The organism is Microvirga sp. GN3 (assembly GCF_055792825.1).
The window spans coordinates 1-12,216 of record NZ_JBVVAK010000106.1 but is presented as its reverse complement, the minus strand read 5'-3'; the positions used below and the strand labels follow the sequence as shown (position 1 = coordinate 12,216).

Here is a 12,216-nt window from a genome sequence, read left to right as displayed (position 1 = left end):
AGTTCGGGGCTCGCTATCATCCCCACTATCTAGAAGACACTGCAGCAGTGCCTCGACATCGTTGTCATAGGCGCCATCGGCCACCGACGACTTGGTGGTGTGCACCTTGGCGCCGCCGAGCTCTTCCGAGGTCACGGTCTCGTTGGTGACGGTCTTCACCACCTCGGGACCGGTAACGAACATGTAGGAGCGGTCGCGCACCATGAAGATGAAGTCGGTCATGGCCGGCGAATAGACATCGCCGCCCGCGCACGGCCCCATGATGACCGAGATCTGCGGAATGACGCCGGAGGCGATCACGTTGCGCTTGAACACCTCGCCATAGCCGCCGAGCGCCGCCACGCCCTCCTGAATGCGGGCGCCGCCGGCATCGAACAGGCCGACGATGGGCGCACGCATCTTGAGCGCCATGTCCTGGATCTTGATGATCTTCTGGGCATGCGCCTCGGAGAGCGAGCCGCCGAAGACGGTGAAATCCTTGGCGAAGACGAAGACCGTGCGGCCATTGACGGTGCCCCAGCCGGTGACGACGCCGTCGCCGGGGATCTTGACCTTCTCCATGCCGAAATCGGTGGAGCGGTGCTCGACGAACATGTCGAACTCTTCGAACGAGCCCTTGTCGAGCAGGAGCTCGATGCGCTCGCGGGCGGTCAGCTTGCCGCGGCCGTGCTGCGCCTCGATGCGCTTCGCACCGCCGGCGAGACGCGCCTGTGCACGCCGCTCCTCCGACATTTCGAGCACATTCAGCACGGTCAATGTCCCCTTTTCGGGTTCTGCCTAGCAGAGCAATTTTCCGTGAATGCAGCCGCCGAGATGCATGTACCTAAACAACCTTGAGGTGTCGGATCGGCCGGCCGGGCGCGATCATCGCGGCGGCGGCGATGATGCCCTGGGCGTCGATGCCGAAATGGCGGTAGAGATCCTTGATCGTGCCCGTCTGGCCGAAATGCTCGACGCCGAGCGAGCGCGTGCGATGACCCATGACGGAACCCATCCAGGCGAGCGTCGCCGGATGGCCGTCGATGACGGTGATCAGCCCGCAATGGGGCGGCACATCGGCAAGCAGCCGCTCCACATGGCACCGCGCATGGACGAGGCCGCACTCGCGGGCGCGCTGCGCTGCGGTCCAGCCCGCATTGAGCCGATCCGCCGAGGTGATCGCGAGCAGGCCGATATCGCGCCGGTCCTCGGCCATGAGGCCCACCGCCTCGATCGCCTCCGGCGCGACCGCGCCGGTATAGGCCACGACCACCTGGGCATTGGGTCCGGGCTTCCGCAGCCAATAGGCGCCGGCCATGATCTCGGAGGCGAGGTCAGGCGTCATCTCGCGCTGCGGCTGCTCGAGGCTGCGCGTGGACAGGCGCAGGTAGACCGAGCCGCCGGTCTCGTCGCGCAGCCAGGTCTTCTCGTCCGCCTTGCCCTCGCCGTCGCGCTGCATGTAGTCGAAGGCCCAGCGCATGATCACGGCAAGCTCGTCCACGAAGGCCGGCTCGAAGGAGGCAAGCCCATCCTGCGCCATCCCGACGAGCGGCGTGCCGATGGATTGATGCGCGCCGCCCTCGGGCGCCAGCGTCACGCCCGAGGGCGTCGCGACGATCATGAAGCGGGCGTCCTGGTAGCAGGCATAGTTCAGGGCATCGGCGCCGCGATAGATGAAAGGATCGTAGAGCGTGCCGATGGGCAGGATCCGCTCGCCGAAGAGCGAATGCGAAAGCCCGAGCGCCGAGAGAACGATGAAGAGGTTCATCTCGGCGATGCCGAGCTCGATATGCTGGCCTTTCGGCGAGAATTCCCAATTGTAGGTCGAGGGAATCCGCTCCTTCTTGAACGTGTCGACCAGGCTCTCGCGGGCGAAGAGCCCACGCCGGTTCACCCAGGCGCCGAGATTGGTCGAGACGGTCACATCCGGCGCCGTCGTGACGACGCGCGAGGCGAGCGCATGATCGGAGCGCGCCAGTTCGTTGAGGATGAAGCCGAAGCCCTGCTGGGTCGACATGGCCGGATTGGCCGGGAAGGTAAGTGTCTCCGGCACCGGCACCTGCGGTGCGGTGTAGCGCCTTGTGCCCTTCTGGATGAACGGGACCTCGTTGAGGAAACGCTCGATCTCCGCCTGCGGCAGCGTCACACCTTCGAACTTGTCCCACTCATGGCCCGGACGCACGCCTTGCGTCTTCTGCCAGGCCTCCATCTGGGAGGGCGTCAGCATGCCGGAATGGTTGTCCTTGTGGCCGGCGAGCGGCAGGCCAAAGCCCTTGATGGTATAGGCGAGGAAGCAGACCGGCCTGTCGTGCTGGCGCGCCTTCTCGAAGGCGTCGAGCAGGCTTGGCAGATCATGCCCGCCGAGATTGGACATGAGCTGCGCCAATTCCTCATCCGATCGCTTCTCGATGAGGCGCGTCACCGGCCCCTGGTCGCCGAGATCGTCGAGGAGGCGCTTGCGCCAAGCGGCCCCGCCCTGGAACGTCAGCGCCGAATAGAGCTGGTTGGGGCAGGAATCGATCCAGTCGCGCAGACGTTCGCCGCCGGGCTCCTTGAACGCCTCCTGCATCAGCGCGCCGTGCTTGAGGATCACCACATCCCAGCCGAAATTGCGGAACAGCGCCTCGAAGCGCTCCCACAAACCCTCGCGGATCACCGCATCGAGGCTCTGGCGGTTGTAGTCGATGATCCACCACGTGTTGCGGATGCCGTGCTTCCAGCCCTCGAGCAGCGCCTCGAAGATGTTGCCCTCGTCCATCTCCGCATCGCCCACGAGCGAGATCATGCGGCCTTCGGGCAGATCCTTGGCCCAGCCATGGGCCTTCACGTAATCCTGCACGAGGCTGGCAAAGAGCGTCTGCGCGACGCCTAAGCCCACCGAGCCGGTGGAGAAATCCACGTCGTCGATGTCCTTGGTACGGGACGGATAGGATTGCGCGCCCTTGTAGCCGCGGAAGTTTTCCAGCTTCTCGCGGGTCTGGCGGCCGAAGAGGTACTGAATGGCGTGATAGATCGGGCTCGCATGGGGCTTCACCGCCACCCGGTCCTCCGGTCGCAGCACCGAGAAGTAGAGCGCGGTCAGGATCGTGGAGAGCGAAGCCGAGGAGGCCTGGTGCCCACCGATCTTCATCCCGTCCTCGTTGGAACGCAGGTGATTGGCGTTATGGATCGTCCAGGTGGAGAGCCAGAGCACCTTGCGCTCGAGTTCCTTCAAGATGCTCAGGTGCCGCGCGTCCGCCATGTGATCCTCCTGCTTGTTCTTGTTACCATATGTCAGAGTGTTTGGCAGGTGGGGCCAAACTTATGCTGCGGAGCAAAAGATTTTCATGACTCCATCGGCCGCGCTGAAGGCGGCCGCAACTGAAACGGACATGTTCATCTCCCTAAAAGGTTGAAGTAGCCGCCGCCCTTGCACGAGCGGTTCTGCTGGTTTGGAGGATAGTCAGTCAGCCCGAGGCGGCGTGTAGAGATCGCCTGGCCGTCCGGCCTTGGCGACCTGGCCCGGAACGTCATGCCCAACGAGGGCCGGGAGGCTCCGGGCGAGGCCAATCAGCGCGTCGAGGTCGAGACCCGTCTCGATCCCCATTTCGTGGCACATGCTGGCGAGGTCCTCGGTGCAGACGTTCCCGGTCGCACCCGGCGCGAAGGGGCAGCCGCCGAGGCCGCCCAGTGAGGCATCAAAGCGCAGCGCTCCAGCCTCGCGAGCTGCCAGCACATTGGCGAGGCCGAGACCGCGAGTGTTGTGGAAATGCAGAGTCAAGTGCTCGGCAGGGACCAGCGTCAGCGCGCACGCGACGAGGTCACGGACCTGGCGCGGGTTGGCCATGCCGGTTGTGTCGGCTAGCGTGACCCCGCAGATCCCAAGAGCCAAATAGCGCTGGATGAGGTCCAGTATTCGTTCCGGCGCCTGCGCGCCCTCGAAGGGACAACCGAAAGCGGTTGCGATCGTGGCGTTGAGACGCACTGGCGTCCCCCGTGCGGTTCCAACGATGTGGGCGAAACTATCGAGTGAGGCCGCGCAGGACAGGGACATGTTGGCGCGGTTGTGCGTCTCGCTTGCCGACATCACGAGGTTCAGTTCGTCGGCGCCCGCATTGAGCGCGCGCTCAGCTCCCTTCAGGTTCGGCACGAGCGCGGCATAGATCGTGCCCGGACGACGGGCAATGCCCGCCAACACCTCAGCGGCGTCGCGCAGGGCCGGCACTGCTTTGGGGGAGACGAAGGAGGTCACCTCGATGCGGGTGAAACCGGCGTGGGACAGCGCGTTGATGAAGGCAACCTTGTCGCAGGTCTCGATGAATCCTGGTTCGATCTGGAAGCCGTCGCGAGGCGCGACCTCCTGAACGATCAGTGTGTTGCGCACGCTCATGCCACCGCTCCCGCTTTGCGCAGGCCGGCGATCGCCGTGGCGTCATATCCAAGCTCGGTGAGAACCGCGTCAGTGTGGGCCCCAAGCGCCGGTCCGGACCAGCGCACCTCGCCGGGCGTGTCCGAGAACTTTGGCACGATGCCGGGCATCTTCACCGGCGTCCCGTCCGGCAGCTCAGTGGTCAGGATCATTCCCCGGGCCGCGTAGTGCGGGTCAGCCACGATATCTGCAACGGAGTAAATGCGGCCGGCCGGTACGTCCGCCGCTTCCAGGGCCGCGAGCGCCTCCGCCACGGTCTGCGTCCGCGACCAGTTCGTGAGGGCCTCATCGAGCATTGCGGCCTGCGCCGTGCGGCCGTCGTTGGTACGCAGGCTGGGGTCGGCAGCGAGATCGGGCCGCCCGATTGCGATCATCAACCGGCGGAAGATCGGGTCGCTATTGCCAGCGATGACGATGTAGCCCCCGTCGCGGGTGGAATACGTGTTCGATGGTGTGATACCAGGCAACGCCCCGCCTGTGCGCGTACGAACCTCGCCTAGAAGGTCGTACTCCGGCACGAGGCTTTCCATGACGTTGAAGACGCTCTCGACGAGCGAGACGTCGACAACCTGTCCCCGGCCCTGCCCCATCTTGACCCGAAGCAGCGCCATGAGAGCACCGATAACGCCGTGCAGCGACGCGAGTGTGTCGCCGATGCTGATGCCAACGCGTGCGGGCTGGCTGCCAGGATCACCCGTCGTGTAGCGGATACCGCCCATGGCCTCGCCGATGGCACCAAACCCCGGCCGGTCGCGGTAGGGTCCAGTCTGGCCGTAGCCGGAGATGCGGACCATGACGAGCTTCGGGTTGATGGCCGAGAGCTGCTCCCAGCCGAGGCCCAGCTTCTCCAGCCCCCCGGGTCGGAAGTTCTCGATCACCACATCAGCACTTTGCGCCAGCGCTTGCACGACGGCGACGCCCTCTGGGGACTTCAGGTTGACTGCAATCGACTTCTTGTTGCGTGATTGCAGGTACCACCAGAGCGAGGTTCCCTGGTGCAGTTTGCGCCATTTGCGCAGTGGGTCACCGTCTCCGGGAGCCTCAACCTTGATTACCTCGGCACCGAATTCCGCCATCAGGCGCGCAGCGAACGGTGCTGCGATCAGCTGGCCGAGCTCGAGCACGCGGATACCCTCTAAGGGTCCAGTCATGAGCGTATCCTTCACTTGCACTTATTGTTAGCCGTCATTTATCGGAAGGCACTGGAACAAGTCCAAACGTCTTTCGATCATGACCGTTCGCGAATGTAGAACGTCGCGTGCCCGATCAGCCGGATCCTGTGAGATGAGTGAACAAGAGACTAGTCGCCGGCGGGAGGGATGTGTCGCGGGTCACAATGCGGAGCTCACGCTGCGCCCAGGAGTCGGTCAGGGGCACAGGGGCCAAATCCATGGAAACGCCCAAGAGTGTGAAGACCTTGCGCGGCACCACGCCCAAGCCCATATCCGCCTGCGCCATCCGACAGACCGAGTCAAAGCCAGGGACATGGACCCGCAGCCGGAGGGGACGCCCAGCGGATTGTGCCTCACTCTGGACGCTCGCGTAGATTGAGCTTTCGGCGTGGAGGCCGACAAAGTCGTACTCCAGCGTATCGCGGAAGGCGAGTTCAGTGTGTCCGGCCAAGGGATGATCGGGGCGCATGACTAGAATGAGCTGGTCGCGCCGATAGAGAGTGCTGCGGAGACCGCGCGTCGGAGTGGCGCCTGAACAGATGCCGAGGTCAGCCAAGCCCTCCTCAACCCCTCTCACCACGTCGCTGCTCCGGCACTCTTCAAGGTCAATTTTGATTGCGCTGTGCCGCGCCAGGAACATCTGCAGGTCCTCTGGCAGGAATTGAACGATGGCAGACAGATTGGCGAGCATACGCACGATGCCGCGCACGCCCTTGGCATGCTCGGCGAGCTCAAGGGCGATCTGCTCGGCATTGTGCAGCATGCGCCGGGCGTGGTGCAGCAGAATCTCGCCGACCGGTGTCACGGACATCCCACGCGTCTCCCGATTCAGAAGCGTAACGCCAAGCGTCTGTTCCAGCTCAGCCAAGCGCTTGCTAACCGCCGATGGCGCGATGGCAGCGTGCCGTGCGGCCTTGGTCAAGGTGCCATCCTCGCAGATCATAACGAACAGACGGAGCGTTGTTAGGTCGAGTCTCCGAAGAATAGCAGGTGAGAGCATCCACGCACCCTCCTCTAGCAAGATGTTGAATAAGTAAGCTGGGCTCGCAGACGAAGCCTGAATCGTCGCCATTGTGGATGTAGAACTGACCAACAAGGCGGCCGATGGCGCTGAGCGCGGATGGGCCAGAAGAACAAGATCGCTCGCTGGTGGGCAAAACGCGGCGCGTACTCGTCTGCGCCGCGGGATCGGAGAATGGCTTCCGCTTACATGTTCGGGGCGATCTGTCCGGCTCATAGTAAAAGAGCCGGCCTGGTGCTGCCGCGCTGCACGACTGAGGCCATGATCCTGTATCTGGCCGAGATCTCGCAAGCTGTGGCTCCAGGAGCTCATGCAGTGCCGCTGCTCAAACAAGCCGGTGGCATGTCTCACCCCGACTGACTGTGCCATCAAACATCACCCTACTACCACCACCAACGAGAGCGCCTGAGCTCAATCCGGTCGAGAACTTTTGGCAGTACCTGAGGGAGGACTGAATCTCCAACCGGAGCTTCACGTTCTACACGGATATTCTCGACCACTGCTGTGATGCCTGGAACAAGTTCGTTCACCAGCTGTGGCCAACATGTCCAGCGGCCTGCGCGACTGGGCCCGTGCATGATGATTGGCACCAGCTGGTATAAGAAGATGCTACTGAAATCGAGCAATAGAATCCTCAGCTTCCATACTCGTGTCGCTGGAATCCCGCGCTGCGGATTGCATTACCGCGACAACCCTTTCATGCGATCCACGAACGCATGTGTCGCGCGTCGCGGGCCTGTGCAGATCTGGTGCGACCGCAAAATGACCAGTTCCTTCTAGTCGTTACGGGTGCCGCAAAATTGCTTCGCCCACACTGAGCCACTGAATCACAACACGGATGCGAACGTCATTCGGCAAAGGTCCGCCACGTCGTAGATTGGAAGCTGCGTGCTGAGCCGAAGTTCGCGCGACACCAAAGGGAATCCAGCGCATTCGAATAGGAGCGCCCCGATGTCCGGGTGCGCGACCCTCAATCGCGCGACGCACACTTCAACATCCGCCTGGATCGAGGCAACAGGGGTAAATAGTGGCGGGCGCATCATTTCGTTGCGGAGCAACTCGCCCCCTTCGATGCCGCCTATCACGATTCTCGCCCGATCTGCCGGATCGTCGACACCCAGCACGTCTTCTGAAAAATTCGTTGAGTCCGCGGTGATGATAGCGACCTTGGCCGCCCGCGGCACTTGACGGAGCAACATGGGCAGCAGGAGCAGACTCGAGAGGGCAACCGGCACGTTGACGGCGGCGGCCACAGCAGCTTGGTGCCGAATGGAAAACCCACAGTTCGAGCTGATCGCGACTGCGCCTCGGTCTACCAGTCGGCGGGCGGCAACGATGAATGCCGGCTCAAGCGCCGGATCGCCGCGGATCACATTTTCTGCCCATCCGCCTTCGATGGTCTCGGCAATGACAGGAAAGTCGAGAAGAGCGGTAAACCGCGGATTGGGGGGAGTAGACCCTATCGGCAACCCCTTGTCGAGGGCTAGGACTCCGAGAGAAGGTTTATTGGGTAATGGCATGGATTGGCTCTTGAACTGGTATGAAATGTGGCTCTGGGTACGACAAGGGCTAGTTGCTCATGTTCTGCGAAATGGAAGCCTCCGGTTAATCTCGCTTCCAATCTCCGCAAAACTGCTGCTCCTACGGTCGGCAGCCGGCAGGATCTGATTTAAGTCTGATAACGAAAAGTGACCGGTCAGGTTTGGGCTTGGCCCGTCAGTTCAGCACCCACGGTAGTGGGCCCCTGAGAATCTGAGTATCTGCCCAATTCGTCTAAAAGAGCAGCACCAGTGTGAACCCCCTTGAGGAAGCATTCAATCTTGATGTTCTCGTTCGGGGCGTGATTGGCTTGGTCAGAGTTCGCATAAGGCACCACAAAGGAGTGTGTGCCGAGAATTTTTGTGAAGACGTATTCCGGAAGGCTACCGCCGATTACGGGATACACGAGTGGCTCGCGCCCCTGTCCAGTGCGTACTGCACGCTGCAGAAGATCCGAGAACGGCGAATCGAACGGCGTCTTTGATGGCGACATGGCTTCAATGCGGACGAACTCGACATCCGGGGCGTGCCGTTTGACGTGAGCCTCTATCTTCGCAAGGATATCATCAGGAGTTTGCCGTTCCACGAGACGTACATCGCACTTGACAAAAGCTTCGTTCGGCACGATCGTCTTTGATCCTTGGCCGCCATAGCCCCCATGCAGTCCGTTAATAGTCAATGTTGGATGAAACATAATTCTGTCAGCTAATGGCCGATCGGCTGGAGTATCCAACGCTGCGAGACCAAGAGTTTTCTTAACATCATCGGCAGTCATAGGCAGCCGTCTTGCTATGGCGACCTCAAGGTCGCTCGGTGGCACGATGTCATCGTGAAAACCGTCGATTGTAATCTCCCCGGCAGCATTTTTCATCGTTGCCAATAAGTGCACGAGCTTCCAGATGGGGTTTGGCGCAACACCGCCGAAGCCGCCGGAATGTACATCGCTATTGGCGGTTCGGACCCGCAATTCGAACGCTGCTATTCCGCGAACACCATGGACTATAGTCGGGCGGCCCGAGGGATCCATGGCGCCGTCGGCAGTCACGACTAGGTCTGCCTTGAGCAGGTCACGGTGGGCGTGAACGAATTCCTCAATATGCGGGCTGCCAGTTTCTTCTTCCCCTTCAAGCAGAAACAGGACATTGCACGGTAGCCGGCCGTGTACTGCCAAGTACGACTCCACCGCCAGAATTTGAGCGAAGTGTTGGGCCTTGTTGTCTGCGGCACCGCGCGCATAAATGCGCTCGTCTCGGATCGTCGGCTCGAATGGCGGGCTGATCCAGGCCTCCACCGGATCTGGAGGCTGGACGTCGTAATGGCCATAGAGCAAGATCGTCGGCGCTCCAGGTGCGCGCTCCCAACGCCCAAACACCATCGGATGACCGGACGTGGGGATTGCCTGTGTTTCAAACCCCAAGCGGCTCAGCATGCTCACAAGAATTTCAGCGACTTCACGGATGCCGACGTTGTGCGCGCTGATGCTCGGGTGTTTCAGGTAATCAAGCAAACGGCTGACGAACTGGTCTTCGTTCGCATTGATATGCTTATACACGCTGGACAATTCCGCGCTAAGAGCGGCCTGATTTGTGTTCGTATTCATGCGCGATTTTCCTGATTTCTTGAAGAATGGAGTTGGCCATTGCGTGTAGGCAATAATGCCGCGATCACCTCAGGCTCGCAGCAGACCTTCGCCTCACGGATGTTCTGTTCCGTGCCATCGAGGATGCAGACGCTGCTGAGTTCCAAAGACACTTCAATCCTGGCACAATAGTCTATGGCTGGCCCTCATGATGCTTGGGGCCGATCCGCTCAGACCTTGTTTCAACACACATCACTCTGAGGGACAGCCACTCCGTTCTGCTACGTGCGTGAGCGGCAAGTCCATTACGGCATCTAAAGCTCGAAAAGCTTGCGCGGCGCACGTGTCAATACCTCAACGCCAGTGTCAGTAACACGAAACGTCTCGCTGATGACATATCCGAAATCCTCGTCGATCCAATTTCCAAGCATCAGATGAAAGGTCATGTTGGGCTTAAGTTCTGTCATGTCACCATCGGCGAGGCTCGCGGTCTTCTCAACCCAGTCAATACCAAGTGCGTACCCACAGCGAGAAACCTTGGTGACGCCCATCTTTTCAGCCGTGCGGTAGAAGGCATTGGCGACGTCACTGCATGTGCGGCCAGGCCGGACTGTTTCCAATGCAGCTTCCAAACCCGCCACCTCTGCCTCATGAACGCGACGCAGACGGTCAGTAGGCGGGCCAATTACAAAGGTGCGCATGATAGCCGCAACATAATTGTGCCGAATGCCGCTAAGTTCGATGTTAATCTGTGATCCATCGCGAAAGACATCGTCGCTCCACATGACGTGAGCTGTACCTGTGCGTGGCGACGAACACACCAACGGGGGCAGCATTCCCGTCGCGGGCTGAGTGCCTTTGGCACCTCGTACCTGCACGGCAACGATCTCCGCTACGGCATCAGCCTCGCGCACACCTGGACGGATTACTTCTGCTGCACGCATAATTGCTGCGTCAGCAATGGCAGCAGCTTCTCTCATGACTGTGATCTCGAGATCGGACTTGACGATCCGAATCCAATCAACAACTTTGGTGCAATCTACGATTCTCACACTAGGCAGCCGCGTCTTGAACTTCTCTATAGTCGATGCCGACAAGTATTGTGTTGGCAAGCTACTCGACGTAATGTAACCCATTTCAAGCCCCAATCCGTGCTTGTAAAGGCCACGGTCGAGTAGCAAATCGATCATCGCGTCAAATGCATCCTTGCCAGGCTGCGTGACAAGAGCGTCTGAATAGCTAATTATGTTATCTGGCGTCAAAAAGGTTGTGTGGATAGCACCTGGCACGTCCATCAGGCGCACGAGCAGTGTCGGCTCCTCGTTGCTTACTGAAACCACGAGTGCATGCGCAGAGTAAAGTCGAGTTGTATTGCCTGTGAGATAGTTAATATTGGCTATATTGGTTAAGAGAAGCGTCTCGATATCCCGCCTTTTCATCTCAGCTTTCACTGCCGCAAGTCTTCGCAAATATTCCGCTCTGGGGAAAGCTTGTAGCCCTTTACTGATTGTCATTGTCTTCGCTCCGTTGAGGTTGGCCAGTCGTCAGGCGAGTCCGGATTCTCGAGCGCGGTTGTCAAACGCCGAACGTGGTTAAGGCGCTTTCAACCTACGCCCTCCGGTCGCCCGCGCTCTTAGCAATGCTACCGAACTCCTATCGCCGATTATCCTCAATATTGGGGTTTTTGGCGCAGCATTCATGCGGCGATTTGGCCGCATACGCAGCTTGGTGTCCTGCCAAGTCACCGCTGGGTGAGCGAAAGCAATAGACTTAAGCGTCGATGGGAGTTCGCACGATGTGATAAGCTTGCATTTTGATTTTCATCAAGATCTTCAGATCCTGCTGAGCTCAAGCAGATGGTTCTCGATCTTGAAGCCGAGAATGCGGAGCTGCGGGTCTATGCCGGTCTTCTTCGACAGATGATCTTCGGGGCGAACTCGGAGAAGTTGGCCGTGCTCGATCCGACGCAGATTGCGCTTGATCTCGGCGACCTCTCCGAGGTGCCGACGGCTGCCAAAGACGATGCGGTGGAAGATGGGGATCGGCCGCGGCACAAGCGCCGGTCGGCGACGCGCAACATGGGCGCCCTGCCGAAGCATCTGCCGCGCTGCGAAGTAGTGATCGAGCCGGACAGCACGGTGTGCTCCTGTTGCGGCCTCCCCCTTCATCGTATCGGTGAGGACGTCAGAGAGGCCCTCGATATCGTTCCCGCGCTTCTTCGTGCCGCGCGACAAACAAGGTGAGATTCGTATTGCCTCACTTAACCCTGTGACTCGAATGTTGCCTCACCCATTTTGCTCCCGGCTTAGAGGCTGGTGAGCAATTATCTTTCCTTTCGCGTGAGGCGACGCAGCAGGATGCGGCTCATGGCAAGATAAAGCAGCATCTCGCCGGTCTCGATCAGGCGTTCGTAGTCCTTGGCCAGCCGCCGGTTGGTGGTCAACCAGGCGATCGTCCGCTCGATCACCCACCTTCGCGCGAGCACCTGAAAGCCACTCGGGCGCGTTAGCGGCTCCGC

General features: G+C 60.5%; 9 protein-coding genes and 2 pseudogenes. 2 read left to right on the top strand and 9 right to left on the bottom strand.

Annotation, left to right across the window (positions count from 1 at the left end; genetic code table 11):
* Window positions 1-39 precede the first annotated feature (39 nt).
* The 5 genes and pseudogenes from ACS5Q1_RS33565 to ACS5Q1_RS33545 all read right to left on the bottom strand — a co-directional run.
* A pseudogene (locus tag ACS5Q1_RS33565) lies at window positions 40-732 on the bottom strand (acyl-CoA carboxylase subunit beta); the annotation flags it as partial.
* Between the two features lie 91 nt (window positions 733-823).
* The gene (locus ACS5Q1_RS33560; RefSeq protein WP_473102277.1) at window positions 824-3,220 is read right to left on the bottom strand and encodes a transketolase; all 2,397 of its coding nucleotides are present in this window, start codon (window positions 3,218-3,220) and stop codon (window positions 824-826) included.
* 201 nt (window positions 3,221-3,421) lie between these two features.
* The gene (locus ACS5Q1_RS33555) at window positions 3,422-4,348 is read right to left on the bottom strand and encodes a hydroxymethylglutaryl-CoA lyase (RefSeq protein WP_473102276.1); all 927 of its coding nucleotides are present in this window, start codon (window positions 4,346-4,348) and stop codon (window positions 3,422-3,424) included.
* A complete protein-coding gene (locus ACS5Q1_RS33550) occupies window positions 4,345-5,538 on the bottom strand; it encodes a CaiB/BaiF CoA transferase family protein (RefSeq protein ID WP_473102275.1) in 1,194 nt (397 codons plus the stop codon). Before ACS5Q1_RS33550 ends, ACS5Q1_RS33555 begins: the two co-directional genes overlap by 4 nt.
* 115 nt (window positions 5,539-5,653) lie before the next feature.
* The gene (locus ACS5Q1_RS33545) at window positions 5,654-6,559 is read right to left on the bottom strand and encodes a LysR substrate-binding domain-containing protein (protein ID WP_473102274.1); all 906 of its coding nucleotides are present in this window, start codon (window positions 6,557-6,559) and stop codon (window positions 5,654-5,656) included.
* 114 nt (window positions 6,560-6,673) lie between these two features.
* On the opposite strand from ACS5Q1_RS33545, the pseudogene ACS5Q1_RS33540 reads away from it, so the two are divergent.
* Window positions 6,674-7,160, top strand: a pseudogene (locus tag ACS5Q1_RS33540) (transposase); the annotation flags it as partial.
* 247 nt (window positions 7,161-7,407) lie between these two features.
* Here the strand turns inward: ACS5Q1_RS33540 and ACS5Q1_RS33535 are convergent.
* From ACS5Q1_RS33535 to ACS5Q1_RS33525, 3 genes are all read right to left on the bottom strand, one after another.
* Window positions 7,408-7,953 (bottom strand): aspartate/glutamate racemase family protein, encoded by a 546-nt coding sequence (locus ACS5Q1_RS33535; protein ID WP_473102273.1) that lies wholly within the window; start codon window positions 7,951-7,953, stop codon window positions 7,408-7,410.
* Between the two features lie 323 nt (window positions 7,954-8,276).
* Window positions 8,277-9,719, bottom strand: a complete 1,443-nt coding sequence (locus tag ACS5Q1_RS33530; RefSeq protein WP_473102272.1) for a M20/M25/M40 family metallo-hydrolase — start codon at window positions 9,717-9,719, stop codon at window positions 8,277-8,279.
* A gap of 293 nt (window positions 9,720-10,012) precedes the next feature.
* The gene (locus tag ACS5Q1_RS33525) at window positions 10,013-11,212 is read right to left on the bottom strand and encodes a M24 family metallopeptidase (RefSeq protein WP_473102271.1); all 1,200 of its coding nucleotides are present in this window, start codon (window positions 11,210-11,212) and stop codon (window positions 10,013-10,015) included.
* A gap of 342 nt (window positions 11,213-11,554) precedes the next feature.
* On the opposite strand from ACS5Q1_RS33525, the gene ACS5Q1_RS33520 reads away from it, so the two are divergent.
* Window positions 11,555-11,941, top strand: a complete 387-nt coding sequence (locus ACS5Q1_RS33520; RefSeq protein ID WP_473102270.1) for an IS66 family transposase — start codon at window positions 11,555-11,557, stop codon at window positions 11,939-11,941.
* Between the two features lie 80 nt (window positions 11,942-12,021).
* On the opposite strand, the gene ACS5Q1_RS33515 is transcribed toward ACS5Q1_RS33520, so the two are convergent.
* Window positions 12,022-12,216, bottom strand: a 195-nt coding sequence (locus tag ACS5Q1_RS33515; RefSeq protein ID WP_473102269.1) for a transposase, incomplete at its 5' end; no start/stop codon positions are given.